This window comes from Bradyrhizobium sp. BR13661, from assembly GCF_029892425.1.
Taxonomy (GTDB): Bacteria; Pseudomonadota; Alphaproteobacteria; order Rhizobiales; family Xanthobacteraceae; genus Bradyrhizobium.
Map to the genome: position 1 here is coordinate 141,046 of NZ_JARXWB010000009.1, position 22,849 is coordinate 163,894.

Below are 22,849 nucleotides of genomic sequence, written 5' to 3' on the forward strand. Positions count from 1 at the left end.
AATGCGACCATGGCCAATGCGCAGCTTCAATCCGTGCTCGACCACATCGACAAGGACTTCGACAACAGCCTTGAACGCCTGTTCTCGCTGCTGCGGATCAAGTCGATTTCCGCCGATCCGGCCTTTGCCGGGGACTGCAAGGCCGCGGCCGAGCACCTGGCCAAGGACATCGCAAGCCTCGGCGTCGCGACCGAGGTGAGGCCGACGGCCGGTCATCCCGCCATCGTCGGCAAGACTGGGGCGAGTGGACGGCCGCATGTGATCTTCTACGGCCATTACGACGTGCAGCCGGTCGACCCGCTCGACCTCTGGCACCGTCCGCCGTTCGAGCCCGTCGTCACCGACCATGCCGACGGCCGCAAGATCATCGTCGCGCGCGGTGCCGAGGACGACAAGGGGCAGGTGATGACCTTCGTCGAAGCCTGTCGTGCCTGGAAGAAGGTGACGGGCTCATTGCCGATCGACGTCACCTTCCTGATCGAAGGCGAAGAGGAAGTCGGCTCGAAGAATTTCGTGCCCTTCATCGAAGCCAACAAGGACGAGTTCAAGGCGGACTATGTTCTCGTTTGCGACACCGGCATGTGGGACCGCAACACCCCGGCGATCACGACATCGCTGCGGGGCCTGCTCTATGAAGAGCTGAAGATCACCGCGGCCAATCGCGATTTGCATTCGGGCGTGTTCGGCGGCAGCGCGATGAACCCGATCCGGGTGCTGACCAAAATTCTCGGCAGCCTGTTCGACGACGACAACCGCATCACCATCCCCGGCTTCTACGACGGGGTGAAGGATCTGCCGCCTGATATCCTGGAGCAGTGGAAGAAGCTCAACCTCACGCCCGAGATGTTCTTGAAGCCGATCGGGCTGTCGATCCCTGCCGGCGAGAAGGGACGCCTGCTGATCGAGCAGGCCTCCTCGCGTCCGACCTGCGACGTCAACGGCATCTGGGGCGGCTATATCGGCGAAGGCTCCAAGACCGTGATCCCGTCGCATGCGTCGGCCAAGGTCTCGTTCCGCCTAGTCGAGGGGCAAGACCCGCAGAAGATCCGGAAGGCCTTCCGCGACTATGTGACGGCGCGCATTCCCGGCGACTGCAAGGTGGAGTTCGGCGATCATTCCGCCGCGCCCGCGGTCGCGCTCGACTGGAACATGAAGCCGCTGGCCGCCGCGAGCAAGGCGCTGACTGAAGAATGGGGCAAGGAGACCGTGCTGATGGGCTCCGGCGCCTCGATCCCGATCGTGGCTGATTTCAAGCGCACGCTTGGGCTGGACTCGCTGCTGGTCGGTTTTGGCCTGGACGACGACAACATCCACTCGCCGAATGAGAAGTACGACCTCCGCAGCTTCCAGAAGGGCATCCGCTCCTGGGCACGCATCCTCGCCGCGCTGGCGGAGGTGAAGTAAGCACCGGTGCCGTAGGGTGGGCAAAGGCGCAAAGCGCCGTGCCCACCACCTCTCAATGATCGCGAAAGAACGTGGGCACGCTTCGCTTTGCCCATCCTACGAGACCTGTGTCCGCATCGGCGAATGCACAAAACAAAAACGCCGCCCGGAATTGGGCGGCGTTTCATTCCAGAACGTGCAGAGGTAGGTGACGCCTATCCTACACGAAATCGGCAAAATCTCAAGAGCGGTAGCCTGGAAGCTCGCGATCGAGCTTGCGCAGCAGCGGCGGCCAGACGAGCTGGGTCGCGCGCAGCTCGGCGCGGTCGCGGTTGGCGAGCAGCTCGGTGTTCTTCTCGATCGCGATCTCCTCGACCGGATAGACCGGCGTGCCCAGCGCACGGGTGCGCACCTGCATCGAGCAGGCGCGCTCGAGGTGGTACATGCGCTCGAACGCGGAAGCGACCGAGCGGCCGACGGTCAGCGTGCCGTGGTTGCGCAGGAGCATGTGGTTGTGGTCGCCGAGATCCTTCTGCAGCCGCGGCCGCTCGTCGTGATCGAGCGCAATGCCTTCATAGTCGTGATAGGCGAGGTCGTGAGTGACGAGCTGCGCAGTCTGGTTCAGCGGCAAGAGGCCCTCGGCGCTGCTCGACACCGCGGTGCCGTCCAGCGTGTGGAGATGCAGCACGCAGATGGCGTCCTCGCGCACCTCGTGAATCGCCGAATGGATGGTGAAGCCGGCCGGGTTGATGCTGTACTCGCTCTCGCTGAGCTGGTTGCCGTGAAGATCGACCTTGACCAGGCTCGAGGCGGTGATCTCGTCGAACATCAGCCCGTAGGGGTTGATGAGGAAGTGATGGTCCGGGCCGGGCACGCGCGCCGAGATGTGGGTATCGACCAGATCGTCCCAGCCATACAGCGAGACGAGACGATAGCAGGCGGCGAGATTGACCCGTTGTTGCCACTCGGCCTCCGTCATGTCAGACGGCACTTCCTTCAGGCGGGCTTCCGCTGGCGACATGGCAAATCTCTCCGAACTTCGTTGTTGCGGGGAGGGAGCCTAGTCTTGGGTGAAGCCGGCAGCAAGGCGGGCAAAGCGCGGCAGTTCAGCGTAGCCCGCATGGAGCGGGCTGCGCTGAGACGAATATTACGGCGCCGGGATTGACAGCAGGCTGGAAATGCTGCGGCCACGGATGTCGTAGACGCGCGCGAACACCACGTCGTCGCGCTTGATCTCGACCAGCACGGGGGCGGTGAGTCCCTTGCAGTAGAACTCGCCGAGGGTCATGGCGAAATCGGCGGCATTGGAATCCCAGCCGATGGTGAAGTCGGGGCCGAGCGCGACCTGGGCCGGGCGCTGCGGACCGCACACGGCGACCTTCCATTTGCGATTGCGCGGCGGAACTTCCTGGCGCTCGACCAGCTGCTCGCGCAATTCGTCGGAGGCCTGCTTCAGGGCGAGGCCCCAATAGTCCAGCATGAAGCGGTCGTCGGCGGCGCGCACCGTGCCGGCGATGTGGTTGAAGTGGGTGTATTGATACGGATGCAGCCGGATCATCTCGGCCAGCGGCAGCGCGAGACCGAAGCAGAACAGTGCGAGCATAGCAGGCTGCCAGGCGCGGTGGTTGGCGCGCAGGCGCTCCATGGTCCAGGCGAAGGCGACGCCGCCGAGCACCGCCATCGGCGGGATCACGAATACGAAATGGCGGATGCCATTGTAGAGCGCCGGCCGCTTCACCATCGCAATCGCGAGCGGCAGGGTCGCTGCCAGCGTCAGCATCAAGAGGATGGTCTTGCGGCGTGCGGGAACCTCGCGCCGCGGCAGCATGGCGACGGTGCTGAACACCGCGCCGGCCATCAGCACCAGCATCACTTCGGGCAGCTGCAGCGCGAACAGCGTCGGCAGATACGACCAGGGCATGTCGGGCACGGACACGATGGCGCCGTCGAACATCTCCTTCCAGGGCTTCTCGAAGAAGTGCGAGAAGTAAGTCAGCGCCTCGAAGGGATTGCCGGGCTCCATGATCGACCACGGCCAGATCAGGCCCATCACGAGATAGCCGAGCGCAAGACCGGGCACCAGCACGTAGACGACGTGGGCGAAACGCCTGATGGCCTCGCGTGCGCCCTCGGTGCGCAGTTCCTCCAGGAACAGCGGCATGAAGCCGATCACGGCGTAGACGAGCGAAAGGCCGCCGAGAATGCGCGTGCCGAGCGAGAGGCCCGCGCCCAGGCCGACGATCAGGATCGTGCGCGGCGAGGGATTTGGATATTCCTCGGCAAGCCGCACCAGGCCCAGCATCAGGATGATCATCGCCACAGCGAAGGGCGCATCCTTCGGGTTCATGAACATGTGGCCGTAGAAGATCGGGCAAAGCGCGAGCAGCAGCAGCGCAGCAAGGCCGGCAAGGGGCCCGCCGATCCGGCGGCCGAGCCGCCACGTCACCGCAAGTCCGATCACGCCGACGATCGCGCCGACCAGGCGTCGCGTTTCGAACAGCTCGAGCGGTATAACCCTGTGCAGGAGGGCTGCGACCATGTCGAAGCCGCCGCCATACATGTAGAGGTTGGCGAAGGAGAGGGCGGAGGTGTCCCTGAAGCCGGAGCCGTACATGCGCAGCAGCAGGTCGGCATATTCGGCGTGGGTGTAGTCGTCCCAGCCGAGCCCGTAGTCGCGGAAGGTCAAGCCCGCGATGACGGCGACGACAGCCAGCACCAGCATGGCAAGATCGTCGCAAGTCCGTTCAACCGAGCGCCGTTGGGGCGTGTCGATCGCCGAAGTCGTGATGGATGTCATGGCTATTGGTGACCCGGAATCCCCTCGTGGCCCTGCTGGTGCGCGCGGGCCTGTTCCCCGGATTCCCTATAGCGCAGTTCCATTACCAAGTAATTGGGCATTATGGCTAAATTCCTGATGCGACGCAGCAATTCCTGGAAACGCGGGAGGCTGTAAGAGCTAGCGGATCGTTGCTGAAGGGAATGTGAATAAGTCCCTGATATCCTTCCCTTTAGGAACGGCGGCGGCAATTGGCCGTTGGCGCGCAACGTAAGATGACGGTATCGTGGCGTAACTGACGTCGCGCACGGATGCGCGGCCGGGGGTGAGTTCGATGAGCTGGGCGTTGTTGATCGCAGGGATTTTCGCCGTGGTGGCGGGCCTCCTCGCGGTCGCTTTTGGCTATTCCATCAGGGATTTCAGCCTCGGCAGTACGCTCATAACGAGCGGAACGATTGGCGTCTGCTCCGGTATGTTACTGATAGGCCTCTACGTCGTGCTGCTTGAGCTGCAGGGCATTGCCCGCCGGCTCGCCGGGACCGCGGCGCCATCGGAGGTTCGGGTCAGGCCGGTGCTGCCCCAGGGCCTCGCCGTGCCCGGCGCGCCCATGATGGAGACTGCGCCTGCACCAGCGATGCGGGGCGAGCCGCAGCCATCGCCCGCCGCGCCGCCATGGCAAGCCGAAGTGTCCGCGCCCGCACGCCCGGCAGAGCCGGAGGCACCGCCGCCGCCAGCGGCCCCGGAACCGCCGCGCCGCCGCAACCTGATGTTTGCCTCAAGCTCCCGCAAGGAGCGAGAGCGTGCGGAAGCGAAGGCATCCGAGGGCCCGCCTCCGCCACATGCCGAACCCATTGATGCCGCTGCGCCTGATGTCCCGCCGGGGAGCTTCGACGACGCTTGGCCAAAGCCCGACCGGGCGCGGCCGCCGGAGCCGCCCGCGGCGCGTCGTCCTCCACCACCGCCTTCACCGCCGTCGCGCCCGGCATCGACCTTCGAGCCTGCCGTACCTCAGCCTGACGCGCCTCCGCCTGCACCCGAGCCGCGGCCGGTGGAACAGCCGCCGGTGACGGTGCTCAAATCCGGCATCGTCGACGGCATGGCCTATTCGCTCTATTCCGACGGCTCGATCGAGGCGCAGATGCCGGAGGGCATGATGCGCTTTGCCTCGATCGACGAGCTGCGCTCCCATCTCGACCAGCGCGGTGGCTGAAGACCAGCCCCATGCAAGTAAAGTCTCGCAGCTATTGTCACGAGATCAGTAATCGACGCATATTCGCCAGTCGTCGTATTTCGGCCAAACGTATTGTTGACAGAGAATACTCCACCGCCGCCCGTGCAGCGCGACGAAGCCGGGTTGGAGAGAGGTTGCGCCCATGTCGGATGCGGGGCCCAAGAATTTCATCGAGCTGACGGCGAGCATCGTCTCCGCCTATGTCGGCAACAACCCGACGCCGGCCTCCGAGATTCCCAACTTGATCAGCCAGGTGCACGGGGCATTGACGCGGGTGTCGTCGGGCCGCGTCGAGGTGCCGCTCGAGCCGGCAAAGCCCGCGGTCTCGCTGAAGAAGTCGATCGCGCCTGACTATCTGGTGTGTCTGGAAGACGGCAAGCGCTTCAAGTCGCTGAAGCGCCATCTGCGCACCCAGTACAACATGACGCCCGAGCAGTACCGCGAGAAATGGGGCCTGCCGGCGGATTATCCCATGGTCGCGCCGAACTACGCGGTGGCGCGCTCGCAGTTGGCGAAGAAAATGGGGCTCGGACAGCAGCAGCGGAAGAAGGGGAAGTAGCGTCTCACGACGCCTCCGCGAGCGCCTCCTTCGCGTCCGTCTTGATGCGCTCGACCATCGAGCGCAGGCCGTTGGAGCGCTGCGGCGTCAGATGGTCGCGGAAGCCGAATTCGTTGAACACCGAAATCGCGTCGGTATCCAGGATCTGCTGCGGCGTGCGGCCGGAATACAGCGCGAGCACGATCGCGACCAGGCCGCGCACGATATGCGCGTCGCTGTCGCCGCGATATTTCAGGATCGGCGCGCCATTGCCGCGATCGACCGTCTTCTGCAGCCAGACCTGGCTGACGCAGCCCTGCACCTTGTTCTCGGCCGAATGCTCTTCCTCGGGCATCGGTTCCAGGGTGCGGCCGAGCTCGATGACGTACCGGTAGCGGTCGTCCCAATCGTCCAGAAGCTCGAAATTCTCGCGGATGGCGTCGATGTCAGTCATTGATGGCCTGTGGTTCCCGTTCAGGCCAATATAGGCACGCGAAGCGTCGAAATCGATAGGATTTGGGCCCTAATTCGCCGTCGGTCCGTGCCATTCCAGCGCGAGATCGTCCTGGGTCAGCGTGTCGCGCGGCGCCTCGGTGGCTGCCGTGTCGCCTTCACCGGCAACCGTGATCGAGCCGGTGTGGTCGGGCGCCTTCTTGTCGTTCCTTTTGGTCTTCTCGTTCTTCTCGTCGGTGATCTGCTCTTTCTTGTCGTTGACGATCTGGTAGATCTTGCGCGCGCCGTCCTGGGCCCGCTGGCCGATGATGGTCGCGGCCTGTCCACCGACTTCGCACGCCGCCGGCTGGCGCTTGCAGAACTGGCTCATGTCGGAGACGGCCGCGGTTGCGGCCTGCACCGCGTCGGCAGCGCCGATGTTCGGCAGCTTGTCCGATTCGGGTGTCTTGTCCCGCGGCAGGAGCACCAGCACCAGCCCGAGCCAGAATGTGATGCGGAGCAGAAAGCGCATCTTGTCGACCTGTATGTTAGATCCCGCCGCGGCGATATCCGCAGAGCGCGTCGGACCTAGCAACTGTCGATAAATCGCAAGTGCTTGCCTTCCGCTTAATTCGCGGAAAATTTACGCAAAAATTGTCGCGTCTGGAGGTCTCGTAAACTTTCGATTGATACGGGCACCGTGGTTGTCCGGACCTCATATCCACCAATTCGAAACCATGAACGGGACGGCGAAACCCTGTGTTCACCATCTACGATGATGACATCGCCAAATCGCCTAAAAATCTCTGCGATCACATGCTGTTCGGCGGCAGGTCGATCCGCCTTAGCACTCGTTTAAGGTCGCTCTGACACGGTGGCTCAACGACAAGGAGGCGTTCCGGCGCGTCTTTTGACGAGTGAGCCGAAGCGCGAGACCCGTGACAGTTTTGAGTATCATCCGCGATTGTCTCGATGCGTTGCTGCATCCCTCCGCGCGTTACGATGCGCTGACGCGTGCGCGCCATCGGGCCTTCATGGCGCCGCGGCTTCTTGGAAGCCTGGCTGCCTTTGCCGCATTTCCCGTCTATCTCGTCCTGCGTGGCGTGCCGAGCGCGATCGAGGTCGCTGCCTTCGCCTGGTTGATCGCGCCGATCCTGTTGTCCTGGTTCCTGTCGCGCACCGGGCGCTACGAAGGCGCCCACGTGCTGTCGTCGCTGGCGCTCGCCGGCCTGATCATGGCGATCGCGGCCACGACCGGCGGTATCGAATCATTCGCCGCGGTCTGGCTGGTCGTGGTCCCGCTGGAGGCCGCGTTGTCGGCCTCGCGCCGCGTCGCGGCCTTTGCCTCGCTGCTCGCACTGTCCTGCGCCGCCATTCTGATCCTGCTCGGCCAGCTCGGCTGGTTGCCCTCCGGAGAGCTCAGCACCGCGCAACATGGCGTGATGATGGCGTTCGGCGTTGCCTCCGCAACGCTCTATGCTGCCGGCCTCGCCTTCGGCGCCGAGTCGCTTGCGCGCACCAGCGTTACCCTGCTCTCGCGCGAGGAGGAGCGCTATCGCCTGCTCGCCCGCAACATGAGCGATGTGATCTCCCGGCACCAGCGCAACGGCGCCGTGCAGTTCATCTCGCCGGCGGCAGAGGCCATGCTCGGCATGCCGGTTGCGCAACTCCATGGCCACGGCCTGTTCGACCGCGTCCACGTTGCCGATCGTCCGGCCTATCTCACCGCGCTGTCGGATGCCGCGCGCGGCGACGTGCGCAGTGTCGAATTCCGGGTGCGGCGCGAGCCCGGCGGTTCCGAGCGGGACCAGATCGATTTCATCTGGGTCGAGATGCGCTGCCGGCCGCTCGATCAGGACCAGCGCCGCCAGAATCCTTACAGCGAAGCTACCGCCGAGCTCGAGGTCGTGGCGGTGATGCGCGACGTCACCGATCGCAAGCTGTCCGAGCAGGCGCTTGACCAGGCGCGCAGCGCGGCCGAAGCCGCCGATGCCGCCAAGACGCGCTTCCTCGCCACCATGAGCCACGAGTTGCGCACGCCGCTCAACGCCATCATCGGCTTCTCCGAGATGATCGCGCAGGAGCAGACCCTGATGCTGGCAGCAAGCCAGCGCAAGGAATATGCCGAGCTGATCAACGATTCCGGCAAGCACCTGCTGTCGGTGGTCAACGGCATCCTCGACATGTCGAAGATGGAATCGGGCAATTTCGAGATTGCGTCGGAGCCGTTCGCACCGCGCGCCTCGCTGATTCATTGCTGCAATCTGCTCGCGCTCAAGGCGCGCGAGAACGGCGTCGATCTCATCACCGATGCGCCGCAGGACCTGCCTGTCATGACCGGCGATCCCCGCGCGTTCAAGCAGATCGTGCTCAATCTCGTCGCCAACGCCGTCAAGTTCACCGAGCGCGGCGGCCAGGTCACCGTGTCCGCGTCGGCATCGGCTTCGCAGCTGACCCTGCGCATCAGCGACACCGGTGTCGGCATTGCCGCCGACGATCTCAAACGTATCGGCGCGCCGTTCTTCCAGTGCGGCAAGACCTATGAGCGCCGTCACGAAGGCACGGGCCTCGGCCTTTCGATCGTGAAGAATCTCGTGGCGTTGCATCTCGGCGAATTGACGGTACAAAGCAAGCTCGGCGAAGGCACCGCCGTCACCGTCAAGCTGCCGCTCGTCTACACGCCGCCGCAAGTGAAGCCGGCCGAGAGCAAGATCGCGACGTTGACGCCGGTGCTCCGACATGACGTTCAGGAACAACCTGCTCTGGTGAAGAAAAGTGCCTAAGAAGTCTGCCAACGACGAAGCTGCTCCGCGCCGCCGCGGTGCCAAGGGCGGCGCCAAGGCTGCGGTCGTGGATATCGAGACCGAGCGCAATCTCGTGATGCGCGTACTCTTGCACAGCCCGAAGGACACGCTGGCAGGCCTCGTTGCGGCAGCGGCCGTCAGCGCCATTGTTGCGAACGCGCTGTTCCTGCAGACCGGCCGGCATCCGGCGCCGATGTTCGGCACTGTGATCAATCTTCCCGCGCCGTCGCCCGCGTCGCTGTCCAGCCCCATGCCGCGCCCGCGCCCCGTCGGCGCCGATACCTCGCCGCTCGAGCCAAAGGCAACCGAGTTTCGCGTCGAGCCAAAGCCGGCCGAGAAGGCGCAAGAGAAGTTGGCTGAGAAGCCCGCCGAGACCACCGCATCGACGCCGCGCTCGGGCGATCCCATGACCAATCTGGTGATCAAGGCCACGGCACCCACGTCGGCACCGACTGCAGTGGCCGTCGCGCGGCCGCCAGCGCCTATCCCGCAGCAAAGCCCGGCGGCGCGTCGCCTCGCCGGCGTGCAGCGCGCGCTCTCCGAATACGGCTATGGCAATTTGAAGATCACGGGCACGATGAGCGGCGAGACCCAGACGGCGATCCAGACCTTCGAGCGCCAGCACAAGATGCCCGTCACCGGCCAGGTGTCGGACCGCCTGCTGCGCGAGCTCGCCGCAGCGATCGGCCATCCGATCGAATAATCGTCATCGTTCACGAGGCCTGACGGCTGGTGCTGCTTGCGGCGCTGGCCTATCGTGCACCCATGCGTTTGAAATCACACATCTGGGTCTCAGCCTACTTGCGCCGTTGCCAGACCGAGGGCGTGTTCGGCGCCGTGCGCCGTCGCGGCGCCGAGGAGGCGGGCGCGGTGTTCGTCAAGGTGTCGCTGCTCGACGGCAACGCGATGCTCTACGTGCCGGCACCGCAGAGCTCTTATGACGACGGCCGACCGATCGATCGCTTCTTCGTGCCGGCTGCGGCGCAGCCCGTGCCTGAGTCGGCAGTGGAGGAGCGCCTGACCAAGGAGCTCCGCTTCGATCCCGATGCTTGGATCGTCGAGACCGAGGATCGCGCCGGGCGGCATTTCCTCGACCTCGCGAAGACCTAGCGAGGTGTCGACCTCTTGCGATCGTCGCCCCCCGCCTGATCGGACCGGTATGGTTGGTTGCCGCGTGGGCGATGCTGATGATGGCCTTGGGTGCGCTGAAGGACGAGCGCTTTACGCTCTTTCGCTTCTTCATCGGGTATTTTTTGCTGTAGCCATATAACCGAAAGTATTTTCGGGTCCTCGGCACCTGTATCGCGATCGTGATCGGCTTAGTGATCGTTCTTAACGTGCTGTTCGCGATGGGTGCGATCGACCTCTAGCGGTCATGCCCATCGCAGAATGATCTCGATGTCTCGCGCGATGGTGACAATCAAAAGTTGATCTGGTAATTTGCTGCGCGAGTGAATCAGACATCTTTTCTCTAAGCCTGTCGACTTGTACCCGCCTCGGGTTTGCTCGGCTTCGGCTTCCATTATCAGGACGTAGATGAGTGCCGTAGCGACCGAATGGCCCTGGCGGAAAACGCTGGATGAAGTGGCGTGCAATCTAGCTCTCGGTCATCTCATCGAGAACCTGCCGCGTCGCCTGACGACCAACGGTCGAATCCACGCCGAAACCTACATTTCAGCTGTTGGAGCGATCGCTGGATACGCCGCGCAGAGGACCTTATTTGCCGAGGCCCCACCCGTGATGGGCGTTAACATCAACCGCGTCGGCGTGACCTCCGGCGAACAGTATTGGTTTGGTGATGCGCTGAACTTCATGCTGGTGCCCAGGACTGACGCCGACGCAAACAGGTGTGTTTGGGCTTTGGCTGCCGGCGGTGCAATGAGTGCCGGCATGCAAGGGCAACAGATGCCGGGGCTTGATGCAATGTTCAAGCACGTTGCCGCGACGATTGGCGGGACAGGCGAAGGCAAGTCCTCGGTCGGGGAGAAGCACCAGGCCCATCTGCCGGCGCGCGAGCTTCTCAAGGTGGTGTGGCCGTTGGCTCTTACGTGCTTTTCAGGGAAATTTCCGGGCGCGAGCCGCGAATACCCGGCAGCTCCCGTGAAATGGTGGTCGGCTATCGCGGCCTATGCCTCGAATCGTCCCATTCGAGACGTGAAAGATGTGCTGCCACCGCACGTGGCGCTGATCTTGCTGATGGAGGCCGCCATCTATTGCAGCAAGCTCGATCAGTCGAAAATTGAGGAAACGTCGGCCTGACTCGTGCCTCTAGAGCGAGGTGCGTTCGCTTCAGCGCTCCGACGATCCGCCGCTGCCCGTGCGCACGGCCGGACTCGACCCGGGCTGCACGCTCGGCCGCGTCTGGCCGACCGCGGCGCGCGCACGTTGCCGGTCGCTGTCATGCAGCGCAGGTTGATACTTGGCGCGCGTGACGGCGAGCGTCGAGCCGCGCCAGGCGGCGAGCATCACCAGCGCGGAGCGGTCGCTGAGGCGGTCATAGAGGCGCGACAGGCGGTAGACTTCGTTCACGGAATTGCCGATCGCCGGCTTGAAGAACAGCAGGATGCGCTGGAAATTCGGACTCGGCATGTCGAGCGCGCGCGCCGCGACCGCAAGCGCCTCGCCGCCGGCATCCTCGACGATCTCGGTCGCGACGCGCCAGGGCAGGATCAGGGTGTCGCCGAGCTCGTAGGTGAAACTGTCGACATCTCCGGCAATCGCGGCCATCTCCAGCACCTGGATCGCGCGCTTGGCGTGCACCGTCGGAATCCGCGGCGCCGCCTTCAGCGGCGTCTGCGCCAGGTTTTGCAGGATCAGGGCGCGCTGGTTTGCGTCGGCGCGGAAGAACATGTCGTGGATTTCGGCCGCTTCTTTCGGCTGCATCGCCATGTTGGCGGCCATGCGCACTTCCGCGTCGGTCGGCGCGCGGGCAGGCGAGGGGGCGGGCGGAGCTTGCGGGATTGCGCGCGCGAGCGGCACCCGGCGGCCTTCTTGCGCCGCGACCAGTCCGAGCTTTTGCAGCACCGGCACGGGCGTGTGCGGATAGATCGCAAGCTTCGCCTTGACGGAAGCGCGCGTCGCGTCATCGACCTGGTCGATCAGCCGCGTCGCAAGCTCGATGAATTGCCGCTGCTCGTCCTCGCTATGGGTGCTGGCCTGCACGTAGAGATCGGTCAACACGCGCAGCAATGTGGGGCGAACATCCACGCCCTCGCGGCGGGAGAGCGTCATCAGCCCGTCGAATCCGGGAAACAGCGACTTGGTCATGGAGGCGAACGCAACTCGGGAAAAACTGTTGTCGGAAGCCTATCAGGGGTTCCTTTAAAGGCTCGTTAAGGAAAACGAGATGTGAAGCGACCCCGCCCATTTCAAGCGGTCTCGCATCGTTGCGGGACGAACCGGGGCGGTCCGTGCGGTTACGGTCCAAAGGCCATCTTTACATCCCGTTAACCATAAACTGATCCTAATGCCCCGCATGTTGCAGGGGCGCGTTTGGTCGCGCGGCAATTGAGAGAGCTGACATGGGGACCATCATCGAATTTCCGGCCGGTCGCCGGGTGGGCTCGTCGGGCGACGTCACACCGCGCGCGGACATGGGGACGATCTTGATCCTTCCCGTCATTCGCATCGAGCGCGAGGCGGACGGAACCAGCGGCGATCGTGGACCGGAAGCGGGCACTGCGCCGGGGCGCCGTCGTCGTCGCCGCTAGCGTCCGGCTTTGCAATGCCGGACTCCATCCGCCAGATTCGCAAGCTCGCATCGGCCATCCTGCTGACGCTGATGGGCGCATCGCTCGCTGCCTGCAGCGGCGGTGATTTCGGCCGCACCCGCGCCAACATGCGCAGCGACGACATGCACGGCTGGCTTGGCATCGAGGCCACCGGCAGCCTCGGCCTGAAGGCCTCCCAATTCCAGCTCACCGACGAGGAGCGCCAGCTTCGCGACCTCGCCTATCCCATGATCGAGCCGCCGCTGTCGCGGCCGGCCTGGAAGAGCGTGTTCGGCGACTACAGGCCGCTGCCGTCGCCGTGGCATCAGAAGGTCGTGTTCGACCGTACCATGTACGGGCGCACGCTGATCGACGAGCCGCACCGCTCGCATTCCTCGCGCTATGCGCAGCTGATCGAGGACGTGCGCAACGACATCACCCGCTTCGAGCCGTTCTTCGGCTGCGCGATCCGCGTCATCGACCTCGATAAGAAGCGCGAGGCCAGCATGGCGCGCGTCTCCGAACTGTCGCCGAAGGAAAAGGCGGACGCAGTCGCGCGCATGCAGGAGAACGCGCTGATCGTCCAATGGGTGCAGCAATCGCTCGAGCAGCGCGTCTCGTCCTACCGCTGGGGGCTGGAGCGGCTGGTGATCCAGGCGCCCGACGGAATGGCGGCAGATGCCGACCGCCTGATCGGCGAGCTCGCCGCCCAGACCGCCAATCCGCCGGTGCAGTCGCAGCCTCCTTACGGCCGCGCGGTGGTGTCGAAGGGCTGAGCGTCCGCCGCTACGGCCCTCTCGGCATGGCCCGATCAAGAAACTCGAACAGCCTGCGCCGGGAATCGTCGGTCACATCCTGACGAAAATGATAGGTAACGTGACTGCCGCGGACGTCGATCTTGCTGAAGCCGTCCCGGTGCCGACAGTCCCAGCAGTGCGTTGCGCCGGCATAGAGATGCCATTCGACCGGAGCGCCGCCGCGCTTGAGCACGTCGAGCTTGCCGAGGCATTCCTGCGCCGGCGTCTCGGTGTCAGCATCGCCCATCAAGACCAGAAGTGGTCGTGACACATCTTCATTGACCAGATCATATGGCGATCGTTCCTTCGGCGTGATGCGGAAACAACCGGGATAAAAACTGGCGACAGCCGCAAATCCCGGGCCCGACTTCAAGGCCTCGACGTAATGAGGGCTCGCCGCCAGCAGGCCCACCATCGCGCCCCACGAAAAACCGACGAGTGCAATTCGTTGCGGATCGACATAGGGCATGCGTCGCAGATGCTCGGCCGCTTGCAGCGCATCACGCGCACCGCGAAAGAAATTCACACCGTTTTGGGGACCGAAGCAGACGCTCTTGACGTTGCGCGGCCCGAGGCCGTCGATGAGCAAGACGACGTAGCCGTGCGAGACGGCGGTGCGCGCCCAGGCCGCAACCGCGACGTTCAGCCCGCTGCACTGATGCATGAGAACGATAGCTGGAAACGGGCCGGAACCGGCTGGTTTGATCAGCGCCATCCGTGGTGAAGTCAACCGGTCGACCGTCTCGGCGACATCGGGCAGAACGAGGTCAGGGGCGATTGTGGCTCCGCGGTAGATTGCGTCGGACTCCCAGACCGCTGCCTTCCACTCCTGTCCGTCCGCAGCGGTTGCGAGGCTCCAGCCGGCAACCAGCCCGCCAGTGAGCGCGATCAGCCAGCACAGGTTCTGCCACCACACGCGTCCGATGACGCGGCGCCGTCGGCTGTCGTTAACCCCCTTGAGCACTCCGCCCCCCTACCGATTGGTGATTGCCCTCCCGCGCTATAGGGGTAGGATTGTCGCGTTTCTTCAAGCTATTTCATCCAAAGGTCCTGCGAGATGAGCTTCAACGCCGCAAGTCCTTTTAACGGCCGTCTGAACGTCACCCTGCCGCGAAAATTGCTGGTCCTCGCCGTTCTGCTCGGATCGACCGCGTCCGCCGCCGCGCTGACCCAGGAGGCGGCGCGCGAGAACTGCCGGATGACCGTCGGCAAGCCGATCGTGCAGGCTTGCATGCATGCGGGCGGCGGTGCTGATCGGGAAGCATGCCGCGCTAAGGCCTCGCCGCAGGTCCATGCTTGCGTGCTGGCGGCTCTCAACGCCGCCAACGGCCGCGCCAACGTCGCCGTCGAGCTTCCGAAGGAAGCCGCGCCCAAGCTGGAACCCGGCACGGCACTGCCCAAGGGCTTCATCGCGCCGCCGCGCACTATCTCCGACATCACCGCGATCCTCGACAGCGAAAAGCCGAACGAAAAGCTGATTGCGGAGCTGAAGGCGGACGCGGATTCGATGCCCACGGGCAAAGAGGGCCGCGAGGATCTCGCCCAGTTCTATTTCGATCGCGCCAATGCGCGCGCCCAGCTTGGACGGCTTGCCGAATCCATTGCTGATGCCAACAAGGCCATCGAGGCGGGACGCGGCGGCATCAGCCCGAGAATGATGGGACGGTTGATGCAACTCGTGGCGCTGCAATATTCGGCCGCCGGCGATCCAAAAAAATCCGTCGAGATGTATCAACGGCAGTTGCGTGAGATCACCACGCAGCCTGGCGCCAAGGGCTATCAGTTCTCTTCCTACCGCGCGATTGCGGGTAGCCTCATTCAGATGGGGGATGTTGCGCAAGCTGAAGCTTACCTGCGTCGCAGCCAGGCCGCGATCCAGGAGGCTCGGACGAGCGGCCTCCCCGGATGGCGCGCCAGCTATGCGAAGGTGGGGCAGAACTGGGAGTCCGAAATCGAGGGCACCCGCGCTATGATCTTCGAGGCTCGCGGGCAGTTCAGCGAGGCCGAGGCCTCTTATCGCCTGACTGAGCAGCGCAAACGCGCCGGTATGAAGGGGGTATTGGACTTCGAGAATCCGCCCGCTGAAACCGTTTTGTTGCAGGCAATCGATCTTATGGTTCTGAGCCAGGCCCGCATGAAGGCGCGGCAGGGAAGGCTCGCCGAAGCCGAGGTCGACGCGCGTCGGGCGCTGTTGTCGCGGCTGAAGGACACCGGCAAGTACAATCCGGTGACGCCGCGTTACGTGATGGGACTGGCCGGCATCCTGGTCGACGAAGGCCGTTACGAGGAGGCCGAACAGCTCGGCCGCGTCGCGCTCGAGATCAACAAGACGGTCGGCGTGCCCGAGGATTCGCAATCGACCGTGCAACTGCTCTCGCAGCTCGCCGGCATCCTCAACCTGCGGCGCAACAATGCCGAAGCCAACGACATGTTTGCGCGAATCGACAAGGCCGTCGCCAATTGGGATCCGCAGCGTCGCCAGGTCATCGAGCTCAATCCGGCCCGCATTCTCGCCCTCTACAATTCCGGCCAGCTCGATGACGGCATCGCCGCCGCCGAGCAACTGGTCAAGAAGCAGATCGGGCGGGTCGGAGAGAACCATTTCGATGCGGCGTCGGCGCGCGGCACCCTGGCGATCGGCCTGATGCGCGCGCGGCGCGATGCCGACGCGATCAGGGAGTTTAAGGCCGCCATTCCGATCATGATGGCGAATGCAAACGAGAACGCCGACGACGAGAACACCACTGTCGTCGCCGCGCGCAGCCAGCGGCTCCAGGCCATCGTCGAGAGTTACCTCCTGCTGCTCTCCCGGGCCGAGGGCGCCAGCGGCTCCATCGGCGAGGAGACGTTCGGCCTTGCCGATGCCATCCGTGGCCGCTCCGTGCAGCAGGCGCTGGCAGCCTCCAGCGCGCGTGCGGCGGCGAAGGATCCCGCGCTCGCCGAGCTCGTCCGCAAGGAGCAGGATCTGACAAAACAGGTCAACGCCCAGCTCGGCACGCTCAACAACGTCCTCGCCATTCCCTCGGCGGAGCGCGACGAGAAGGGGGCGCAGCAGATCCAGGCCTCGATCGCGGCCTTGCGCGGTGAACGCGACAAGGCGCGCCAGGAGATCAAGCAGAAGTTCCCTGTCTACGCCGATCTGGTTTCGCCGAAGCCGCCGAGCGTTGCCGAGATCCGCGCGACGCTGTCAGACAATGAAGCGATGCTGTCGTTCTATTTCGGCCAAAATGGCAGCTTCGTCTGGGCCGTCCCGAAATCTGGTCCGGTGGCATTCGCCGCCGTGAAGGCCGGTATCGGTGATATCGAGACCAAGATCCGCATGCTGCGGGAAGCGCTTGAGCCGCAGGCGGCGATGATCTCGGATATTCCGCCGTTCGATCTCAAGCTCGGCTACGAGCTCTATGAACTGTTGCTGAAACCGGTCGAGAGCGGATGGAAGCCGGCGAAGAACCTGATCGTAGTGACCAACGGTGCGCTCGGCCTGTTGCCGCTGTCGCTGTTGCCGACTGCGCCGACCGAGGTGGCCGCGGACGAGGATCCGCTGTTCGTCGGTTACCGCAACGTGCCGTGGCTGGCGCGGACCCATGCCGTCTCGACGGTGCCGTCGGCAGCCGCCTTGCGAACACTGCGTCAGCTGCCGCCGGGCAAGCCCGGCCGCGGTGATCTCGTGGCGTTCGGCGATCCCTATTTCAACAAGGATCAGCAAGCCGAGGCAGAGAGCGCTGACGCCAAGATTCAGGTTGCCGATGTCGGCGGCAACGTCACCCGCGGCGTGCCGCTGAAGCGTCGCAGCAGCCCGAAGCTCGAAGGCGTCGACAGCGCCGAACTCGGCCTCTTGCCGCGCCTTCCTGATACGGCCGACGAGCTCAAATCGATCGCGCTGGCCTTGCAGGCGGATCCCTCAAAAGTGCTCTTCCTCGGCAAGAACGCGACCGAGAGCGCGGTGAAGACGATGAATCTCTCCGGCTTCAGGATCATCGCCTTTGCCACGCACGGTCTCGTCCCGGGCGAGCTCAACGGTCTGACGCAGCCGGCGCTTGCCCTGTCGTCGCCGGCGGTGACCGGCGATAGCGGAGATGGCCTCCTCACCATGGAGGAAATTCTCGGCCTCAAGCTCGACGCCGACTGGGTGATCCTGTCCGCCTGCAACACCGGCGCTGGTGCAGGCGCCGGTGCGGAGGCCGCCTCCGGCCTTGGCCGTGCCTTCTTCTACGCGGGCACGCGCGCCTTGCTCGTGACCAACTGGTCGGTGCATTCGCAATCGGCCCGGCAACTGGTGACCGACCTGTTCAAGCGGCAGGCCGACGATCCGAAACTGTCGCGGAGCGAAGCCCTGCGGCAGGCGATGATGGCGCTGGTCGACGGTCCCGGCTACCTGAACAGCGAGGGCAAGACCGAGTTCGCCTACGCGCATCCACTGTTCTGGGCGCCGTATACGATCATCGGTGATGGCGGCGTGCGTTAGGACGATTGGGAAGATCGGAATGACAATGAAACGGCAAATCTGTTTCGGGCTCGTTGTAGCGGCTATTCTGTTTTCAGGACCGTCGCGCGCGACGCAATTGATCACGGAGGAGGAGGCAAAGCTGCCGCCGCCGAAGGGTGCGGTTGCGGCCGACAGGCGCGGTATCCTGCGTGGTCCGAAGGTGGAGTTCGTCTCGTCCAGTGATTCCGTCTCCTCGCCCATGCGGCTTCAGTTGAAGTTCGAGTCGTTCGGCGGTGCCAAGATCGATCCTGAATCGGTCAAGGTGACCTTCCTCCGCACGCCGAACGTCGATCTGACGCCCCGAGTCAAGCCGTTCGTCCAGGCTGACGGGATCAACATGCAGGATGCGGAATTGCCGCCCGGCGAGTACACCGTGCGGGTCGACATCAAGGACAGCGACGGGCGGCCGGGCACGGCCATCTTCACCCTCAAGGTCGCACCCAAGTGATGTGTCCTTACTGCCAGGCCGAGAATGCCGATCGCGCGCTGGTCTGCGCCTCCTGTTCGCGAGACATCGCCGTGCCTGCGACGCTGCTTGCGGAGCGCGACGATCTCCTGCGCAAGCGCGACCAGTTGCGCGAAGAGCTGGCGCGGGCCAGGGACGAGGTCGAGACCATCATGCGGCGCAGGAAGTCGCGGTAACGATGGAGTGTCCGTTCTGCGCCGAGACGATCAAGGATGAAGCCATCGCGTGCAAGCATTGCTCGCGCGATCTGCGCGTCGTGCGGCCGACGCTTCTGGAGATCGGTGACATCGTTGCCGAGCTGGACAGGCTCAGGCGCGATCTCGACCGTGTCAATGTCCGGCTCGAGCGCTACAAGAATCCGCTGCGTTATTTCGCGACGCATGCGTTTCTCTATGTCGTCATTCCGGCCGTCCTGCTGACGGTCGCGCATATTCTGGTCACCATCACTTTCAATCTCTCTCCAATTCCGCTCCGGATCGCGTCGATCATCGTCCCGCTGCTGTTCGGGTTCGCAGCCTATCCTCTGCATCGGGTCTCGGCGTTTGGAGCGTTCGTGCTGGCGTTGCTGCTCGCCAGCGTCAGCATCCAGGCGATGCTGACGGTGACCGGATTCCATGATGATGTTCCGATCCTGCCCACGGTGTGGGTCGAATGGCGCGAAGTGTTCGAATACGGTGCGAGCATCCTGCTCGCCTTCGTGTCCGGAAACATCCTGGGAGTCGTCATCTTCCAGGTCTTGCCACGCGTTCTCGGCCAGGGCGGGAAACCCAATGCTTTTGCCTTCAAGGTGGCGCGCCTGCTTGGGCAGCATGTCGGCGAAGAGCAGCTCCGCCGCCGCGCGCGTCTGATTCAGGATTTGATGCAGACCGTCGGCCCGCTGGCCGGCGTGGCCGCGACGGCTGTGGGCTCCATCTATGCCGGCCTGAAGGGCCTGCTCGGATAGTTCTGCGAGTTGCGCCGGCGGCTGGATGTTGTACGCTTGGAGGGCCGTTGCTTCGTGCCGCCGCGCCGCAGCTTTCCGATAAAATCCTTCAACGGATCCGCCAGTGGCACCGATGCGCGATAGGCGAGTCCGACCTCGCGTTTGACCTTCACGTCGATCTCACGGATGGCGACGTCGCCATGGCCTTTCGCCACGCCCTCGGGGACGATGGCGATGCCGATTCCGGCCGCGACCAGCGCCATGGCCCAATCCTCGGATTGCGCGATGGCTGCGGATGGGCGCCGTTGCGTGGCGCGGCCGAAGAACGCGCTCTGCTCGCAATGACAACGGTCGATCATGGGAACGTCGGCGAGGTCGGCGGCGCGGAGCTTCTCCTTGAGCGTCAGCGGATGCGACGGGGGCAGCGCCGCGACGTAGCGCTCGCTCCAGAGCGGGACGAAATGCTCGTCATCTCCAAGCATGCTCTTCGAGATGATCCGTGCGTCCGCGCGCTCGTCGCTGCCGACGAGCCGGAGAGCGATGTCACCGCGCGCCGTCAGCGGCTTCAGCAGCGCGATCGTCCGGGGCACGTCGAGCGTGCGCATCAGGCCGAGCGTCACAGTGGTCTTGGTACTGGGCTTGCGAAACAGGCTGCGCGCGACGTCGGCCTCGTCGATGATGCGGCGGGCAACGCTGTGAAACTGCTCGGCCGAGGCGGTCGGCGCGACGCCCTTTTTGTGCCGGATGAACAGCGTGGTGCCTAGCTCGGCTTCGAGGTTGGTGATTGCGGTCGAGATCGACGGCTGCGACACGAAGCAGGTGCGCGCCGCAGCCGTGAGGTTGCGCTCGCGGTAGACGGCGGCGAAATAGCGGAGCTCGCGGATATCCATAGTTACATCCTATAGATATTATCAATAGTTGATATTTTACCTATGGATGAGGGAATGACAAGAACGGCCTGTTCACAACAGGCGAGCATCGTTCATGAAGATCCATCATCTCAACACCGGCACCATGTGCCCCATGGGCCGACGGCTCGTGAACGGCACCGGCGGCCTGTTTCAGCGCGCCCGCATGGTTTGCCATTGCCTGCTGATCGAGACCGGTGACGGCCTCGCTCTGGTCGATACCGGCATCGGCCTTGGCGATATCGCGACGCCCGACCGGCTCGGAAAACGCTGGCTGCGCCAGACCGCGCCGAAGCTTGATCCGGCGGAGACGGCCGTGCAGCAGGTGAGGGCGCTCGGCTATTCGCCTTCTGACGTCCGCCATGTGCTGCTGACGCATCTTGACCGGGATCATGCCGGTGGCGTGCCCGACTTTCCCCACGCCGCGATCCACGTCCATCGCGCCGAGTACGACATGGCGGTGTTGCGCAAGCCCGCGCCGCCCGAGGGGCGCTACGTCACGGAGCAATGGGGGCACGGGCCAAGCTGGACGTTCTACGGCGAGGCCGGCGAGGACTGGTTCGGCTTCAAGGGCGTCCGCGCGCTTGGCGACAAGGAGGCGGATATCGTGATGATCCCGCTCGCCGGCCACACATCAGGCCATTGCGGCATCGCGGTGCGCTCAGGCGACAAATGGCTGCTGCATGCCGGCGACAGCTATTTCCATCATGCCCAGCTCGACGCATCACCACGCGCGCCTTTGGTGCTCCGCTATTTCCAGCGCCGCGTCGACATGGACCGCAACGCCCGCATTGCCAACCAGGCGCGCTTACGCGAGCTGAAGCTGAGCCACGGCGATCGTGTGACGATTTTCAACAGCCACGATCCCGTGGATTACGAAAACTGCCGCTGCGGAGCGCATTAGTGCCGCTTGCGAATGCGGGAGGCCGGTTGCGACGTCATCAGTCACGTTGCAATCGCGAGAAGCGGAAATTGCAATGGCTCGCGCCGCCAGCCAGCGTCTGAGTCCGTTCCAGATGGATGCCGAGCGTTGCATAGGCATCGAAATCGAGGCCGCAGATGCTCGGCAGAATGTCCTTGTCGCCATGGCGGCTGGCGAATTTGCAGAAGCCGCAGGCCCGGTAATTGATGCCGAATTCGAAATTGTCGTTCGTATCAGGCTCGACGAAATCGTAGACGAAATCCTCCGGAAATTCGGCCTGGTGGTTCTCCGTCGTGCTTCTGGCCGCCTGCTCGCGCAGCACGGCCTGGTTTTCCGGCGACATGAATCGATCTCCCGCGGCGAGACGCTTGGCCTCGGGCACGTCGAGCAATTGCGCCTTGTAGGTCTCCCGCTCGATGTCGCGGATGACGGGCAGCGGCACGCCATGCCGACGCAGCACGCGGCTCGTCGCCATGAATCCGGTGAGGCGCACGAAGACATCGCTCATGCGGCTCGTAGCGCCTCCGACGTAGGGCATCTGGGTGAGCACGATTTCGAATTCGTCCATCGCGTCCCGCCTGATCCCGTCGATGTCGGTGAGATCGGTACGTTCGCGCAGGATCGGTTCGGCGAGGTCGAGGCGGTGGCGCATCGCGGCTTCCATGGCATCGCGATGTTGCTCGTAGAAGGGATGGATCTCGGTCATAGGGGCTCTCTTAATGTGACGAGCCGACCTGTAGCCGGGGAGGATAGGCCGGCGCAAAGCATCATTCCTGCGGCTCAACGTAAGAAAATCTATTGCAAGACCGGCGCTCATCGGTGTCAAACTGCGCATCGCGATGACCCACGCCCTTCCGCCCCTCAACGCGCTGCGCGCTTTCGAAGCCGCCGCGCGGCATCTCAGCTTCAAGCTCGCCGCGCACGAGCTGCACGTCACGCCCGCCGCCGTCGGGCAGCAGGTGAAGGCGCTGGAGGCCCGCCTTGGCGTGCAGCTGTTCGAGCGACTGCACAAGCAACTCATCCTGACCGCTGCAGGCCAGGCCTATCTGCCCGGCGTCTCCAGGGGCTTTCGTCACATCGCGGAGGCGACCTCGCAATTGAAACCGGCGGGCGCCGTGCTGCTGCAATTGGGCGTGCACGCCAGCCTCGATTTGCGCCGGCTCGATCTAGCGCAGTTTCGCGAGGCGCATGCGGAGATCGGTTTGCGCGTGCTGCAGCCAGCCGGACTGCACGAACTGGTCGAAGGCAAGGTCGATCTCTTGATCGCCCGAAGCCTCGGCCATCATCCGGGCTATCGCTGCGACCGCGTCACGGAGGGATCCGGGCTGGGCGACTGGCTGATCGCGCCGGAGGGCACCGCGGATTGTCCTGAAATCGTCAGTTTCCGCGAATGGCTGCGTGCACGAGCGGCTGCGAGCCCGCGCACAAATCGCCGCCCGCGGCTGGTCGGCGGCGTCGGAAGTTGAAGGCTGTC

General features: G+C 64.3%; 23 protein-coding genes. 15 read left to right on the top strand and 8 right to left on the bottom strand.

The window, feature by feature from the left end; genetic code table 11:
• Positions 1 to 9: 9 nt before the first annotated feature.
• On the top strand, positions 10 to 1,404 hold the full coding sequence (locus tag M2427_RS17155; protein WP_280707625.1) for a M20/M25/M40 family metallo-hydrolase: 1,395 nt from the start codon (positions 10 to 12) through the stop codon (positions 1,402 to 1,404).
• Positions 1,405 to 1,624: 220 nt separating this feature from the next.
• On the opposite strand, the gene M2427_RS17160 is transcribed toward M2427_RS17155, so the two are convergent.
• Both M2427_RS17160 and M2427_RS17165 read right to left on the bottom strand, forming a co-directional pair.
• Entirely contained in the window at positions 1,625 to 2,404 is a 780-nt protein-coding gene (locus tag M2427_RS17160) for a class II aldolase/adducin family protein (protein WP_280707627.1), read from the bottom strand.
• A gap of 126 nt (positions 2,405 to 2,530) precedes the next feature.
• A complete protein-coding gene (locus M2427_RS17165; protein WP_280707629.1) occupies positions 2,531 to 4,180 on the bottom strand; it encodes a glycosyltransferase family 39 protein in 1,650 nt (549 codons plus the stop codon).
• Between the two features lie 313 nt (positions 4,181 to 4,493).
• Here M2427_RS17165 and M2427_RS17170 point away from each other — a divergent pair, with 313 nt between their 5' ends.
• Both M2427_RS17170 and M2427_RS17175 read left to right on the top strand, forming a co-directional pair.
• The gene (locus M2427_RS17170) at positions 4,494 to 5,369 is read left to right on the top strand and encodes a DUF308 domain-containing protein (RefSeq protein WP_280707630.1); all 876 of its coding nucleotides are present in this window, start codon (positions 4,494 to 4,496) and stop codon (positions 5,367 to 5,369) included.
• A gap of 163 nt (positions 5,370 to 5,532) precedes the next feature.
• Positions 5,533 to 5,949 (top strand): MucR family transcriptional regulator, encoded by a 417-nt coding sequence (locus M2427_RS17175; RefSeq protein WP_280707631.1) that lies wholly within the window; start codon positions 5,533 to 5,535, stop codon positions 5,947 to 5,949.
• Between the two features lie 4 nt (positions 5,950 to 5,953).
• Here M2427_RS17175 and M2427_RS17180 read toward each other — a convergent pair whose 3' ends face one another.
• Positions 5,954 to 6,382: a SufE family protein gene (locus M2427_RS17180; RefSeq protein WP_280707632.1), complete on the bottom strand. Its 429-nt coding sequence runs from the start codon at positions 6,380 to 6,382 to the stop codon at positions 5,954 to 5,956.
• 69 nt (positions 6,383 to 6,451) lie between these two features.
• Entirely contained in the window at positions 6,452 to 6,892 is a 441-nt protein-coding gene (locus tag M2427_RS17185) for a DUF5330 domain-containing protein (protein WP_280707633.1), read from the bottom strand.
• A gap of 406 nt (positions 6,893 to 7,298) precedes the next feature.
• On the opposite strand from M2427_RS17185, the gene M2427_RS17190 reads away from it, so the two are divergent.
• The 4 genes from M2427_RS17190 to M2427_RS17205 all read left to right on the top strand — a co-directional run bounded on the left by M2427_RS17190 (position 7,299) and on the right by M2427_RS17205 (position 11,423).
• Positions 7,299 to 9,143, top strand: coding sequence for a PAS domain-containing sensor histidine kinase (locus M2427_RS17190; protein WP_280707634.1), 1,845 nt, complete (start codon positions 7,299 to 7,301; stop codon positions 9,141 to 9,143).
• Positions 9,136 to 9,867 carry a peptidoglycan-binding protein gene (locus tag M2427_RS17195; RefSeq protein WP_280707635.1) on the top strand — a complete coding sequence of 244 codons (732 nt, stop codon included), beginning with the start codon at positions 9,136 to 9,138 and terminating at the stop codon, positions 9,865 to 9,867. The genes M2427_RS17190 and M2427_RS17195 overlap by 8 nt, the downstream gene beginning before the upstream one ends.
• A 62-nt stretch (positions 9,868 to 9,929) precedes the next feature.
• Positions 9,930 to 10,274 (top strand): DUF1491 family protein, encoded by a 345-nt coding sequence (locus tag M2427_RS17200; RefSeq protein WP_280707636.1) that lies wholly within the window; start codon positions 9,930 to 9,932, stop codon positions 10,272 to 10,274.
• A 426-nt stretch (positions 10,275 to 10,700) separates the two neighbouring features.
• On the top strand, positions 10,701 to 11,423 hold the full coding sequence (locus tag M2427_RS17205) for a hypothetical protein (protein WP_280707638.1): 723 nt from the start codon (positions 10,701 to 10,703) through the stop codon (positions 11,421 to 11,423).
• Positions 11,424 to 11,453: 30 nt separating this feature from the next.
• On the opposite strand, the gene M2427_RS17210 is transcribed toward M2427_RS17205, so the two are convergent.
• Positions 11,454 to 12,431 carry a DUF2336 domain-containing protein gene (locus tag M2427_RS17210; RefSeq protein WP_280707640.1) on the bottom strand — a complete coding sequence of 326 codons (978 nt, stop codon included), beginning with the start codon at positions 12,429 to 12,431 and terminating at the stop codon, positions 11,454 to 11,456.
• A 254-nt stretch (positions 12,432 to 12,685) separates the two neighbouring features.
• On the opposite strand from M2427_RS17210, the gene M2427_RS17215 reads away from it, so the two are divergent.
• Positions 12,686 to 12,874: a hypothetical protein gene (locus M2427_RS17215; protein ID WP_280707641.1), complete on the top strand. Its 189-nt coding sequence runs from the start codon at positions 12,686 to 12,688 to the stop codon at positions 12,872 to 12,874.
• 14 nt (positions 12,875 to 12,888) lie between these two features.
• The gene (locus M2427_RS17220; protein ID WP_280707642.1) at positions 12,889 to 13,650 is read left to right on the top strand and encodes a hypothetical protein; all 762 of its coding nucleotides are present in this window, start codon (positions 12,889 to 12,891) and stop codon (positions 13,648 to 13,650) included.
• Between the two features lie 10 nt (positions 13,651 to 13,660).
• Here M2427_RS17220 and M2427_RS17225 read toward each other — a convergent pair whose 3' ends face one another.
• On the bottom strand, positions 13,661 to 14,635 hold the full coding sequence (locus M2427_RS17225) for a dienelactone hydrolase family protein (protein ID WP_280707643.1): 975 nt from the start codon (positions 14,633 to 14,635) through the stop codon (positions 13,661 to 13,663).
• 93 nt (positions 14,636 to 14,728) lie between these two features.
• Between M2427_RS17225 and M2427_RS17230 the strand changes: the two genes are divergently transcribed.
• The 4 genes from M2427_RS17230 to M2427_RS17245 are packed head-to-tail and all read left to right on the top strand — an operon-like array spanning position 14,729 to position 19,566.
• Entirely contained in the window at positions 14,729 to 18,136 is a 3,408-nt protein-coding gene (locus tag M2427_RS17230; RefSeq protein ID WP_280707644.1) for a CHAT domain-containing tetratricopeptide repeat protein, read from the top strand.
• Positions 18,137 to 18,161: 25 nt separating this feature from the next.
• On the top strand, positions 18,162 to 18,605 hold the full coding sequence (locus M2427_RS17235) for an Ig domain-containing protein (protein WP_280707645.1): 444 nt from the start codon (positions 18,162 to 18,164) through the stop codon (positions 18,603 to 18,605).
• Positions 18,605 to 18,799, top strand: a complete 195-nt coding sequence (locus M2427_RS17240) for a hypothetical protein (protein WP_280707777.1) — start codon at positions 18,605 to 18,607, stop codon at positions 18,797 to 18,799. Before M2427_RS17235 ends, M2427_RS17240 begins: the two co-directional genes overlap by 1 nt.
• A gap of 2 nt (positions 18,800 to 18,801) precedes the next feature.
• Positions 18,802 to 19,566, top strand: coding sequence for a hypothetical protein (locus tag M2427_RS17245; protein WP_280707647.1), 765 nt, complete (start codon positions 18,802 to 18,804; stop codon positions 19,564 to 19,566).
• On the opposite strand, the gene M2427_RS17250 is transcribed toward M2427_RS17245, so the two are convergent.
• Positions 19,536 to 20,435 (bottom strand): LysR family transcriptional regulator, encoded by a 900-nt coding sequence (locus M2427_RS17250; RefSeq protein ID WP_280707649.1) that lies wholly within the window; start codon positions 20,433 to 20,435, stop codon positions 19,536 to 19,538. The two genes, M2427_RS17245 and M2427_RS17250, sit on opposite strands and share 31 nt — an antisense overlap.
• 94 nt (positions 20,436 to 20,529) lie before the next feature.
• Between M2427_RS17250 and M2427_RS17255 the strand changes: the two genes are divergently transcribed.
• Entirely contained in the window at positions 20,530 to 21,357 is an 828-nt protein-coding gene (locus M2427_RS17255; protein WP_280707650.1) for an MBL fold metallo-hydrolase, read from the top strand.
• A 37-nt stretch (positions 21,358 to 21,394) separates the two neighbouring features.
• Here the strand turns inward: M2427_RS17255 and M2427_RS17260 are convergent, their stop codons facing one another.
• Positions 21,395 to 22,081 carry an L-2-amino-thiazoline-4-carboxylic acid hydrolase gene (locus M2427_RS17260; RefSeq protein ID WP_280707652.1) on the bottom strand — a complete coding sequence of 229 codons (687 nt, stop codon included), beginning with the start codon at positions 22,079 to 22,081 and terminating at the stop codon, positions 21,395 to 21,397.
• A 133-nt stretch (positions 22,082 to 22,214) separates the two neighbouring features.
• On the opposite strand from M2427_RS17260, the gene M2427_RS17265 reads away from it, so the two are divergent.
• On the top strand, positions 22,215 to 22,841 hold the full coding sequence (locus M2427_RS17265) for a LysR family transcriptional regulator (RefSeq protein WP_280707654.1): 627 nt from the start codon (positions 22,215 to 22,217) through the stop codon (positions 22,839 to 22,841).
• Positions 22,842 to 22,849 lie beyond the last annotated feature (8 nt).

Bases quoted from the DNA above. Each gene is read 5' to 3' on its own strand.
- M2427_RS17155 (WP_280707625.1), top strand. From the start codon at position 10: ATGGCCAATGCGCAGCTTCAATCCGTGCTCGACCACATCGACAAGGAC.
- M2427_RS17160 (WP_280707627.1), bottom strand. From the start codon at position 2,404: ATGTCGCCAGCGGAAGCCCGCCTGAAGGAAGTGCCGTCTGACATGACG.
- M2427_RS17165 (WP_280707629.1), bottom strand. From the start codon at position 4,180: ATGACATCCATCACGACTTCGGCGATCGACACGCCCCAACGGCGCTCG.
- M2427_RS17170 (WP_280707630.1), top strand. From the start codon at position 4,494: ATGAGCTGGGCGTTGTTGATCGCAGGGATTTTCGCCGTGGTGGCGGGC.
- M2427_RS17175 (WP_280707631.1), top strand. From the start codon at position 5,533: ATGTCGGATGCGGGGCCCAAGAATTTCATCGAGCTGACGGCGAGCATC.
- M2427_RS17180 (WP_280707632.1), bottom strand. From the start codon at position 6,382: ATGACTGACATCGACGCCATCCGCGAGAATTTCGAGCTTCTGGACGAT.
- M2427_RS17185 (WP_280707633.1), bottom strand. From the start codon at position 6,892: ATGCGCTTTCTGCTCCGCATCACATTCTGGCTCGGGCTGGTGCTGGTG.
- M2427_RS17200 (WP_280707636.1), top strand. From the start codon at position 9,930: ATGCGTTTGAAATCACACATCTGGGTCTCAGCCTACTTGCGCCGTTGC.
- M2427_RS17205 (WP_280707638.1), top strand. From the start codon at position 10,701: ATGAGTGCCGTAGCGACCGAATGGCCCTGGCGGAAAACGCTGGATGAA.
- M2427_RS17210 (WP_280707640.1), bottom strand. From the start codon at position 12,431: ATGACCAAGTCGCTGTTTCCCGGATTCGACGGGCTGATGACGCTCTCC.
- M2427_RS17215 (WP_280707641.1), top strand. From the start codon at position 12,686: ATGGGGACCATCATCGAATTTCCGGCCGGTCGCCGGGTGGGCTCGTCG.
- M2427_RS17220 (WP_280707642.1), top strand. From the start codon at position 12,889: ATGCCGGACTCCATCCGCCAGATTCGCAAGCTCGCATCGGCCATCCTG.
- M2427_RS17230 (WP_280707644.1), top strand. From the start codon at position 14,729: ATGAGCTTCAACGCCGCAAGTCCTTTTAACGGCCGTCTGAACGTCACC.
- M2427_RS17235 (WP_280707645.1), top strand. From the start codon at position 18,162: ATGAAACGGCAAATCTGTTTCGGGCTCGTTGTAGCGGCTATTCTGTTT.
- M2427_RS17240 (WP_280707777.1), top strand. From the start codon at position 18,605: ATGTGTCCTTACTGCCAGGCCGAGAATGCCGATCGCGCGCTGGTCTGC.
- M2427_RS17245 (WP_280707647.1), top strand. From the start codon at position 18,802: ATGGAGTGTCCGTTCTGCGCCGAGACGATCAAGGATGAAGCCATCGCG.
- M2427_RS17250 (WP_280707649.1), bottom strand. From the start codon at position 20,435: ATGGATATCCGCGAGCTCCGCTATTTCGCCGCCGTCTACCGCGAGCGC.
- M2427_RS17255 (WP_280707650.1), top strand. From the start codon at position 20,530: ATGAAGATCCATCATCTCAACACCGGCACCATGTGCCCCATGGGCCGA.
- M2427_RS17260 (WP_280707652.1), bottom strand. From the start codon at position 22,081: ATGACCGAGATCCATCCCTTCTACGAGCAACATCGCGATGCCATGGAA.
- M2427_RS17265 (WP_280707654.1), top strand. From the start codon at position 22,215: ATGACCCACGCCCTTCCGCCCCTCAACGCGCTGCGCGCTTTCGAAGCC.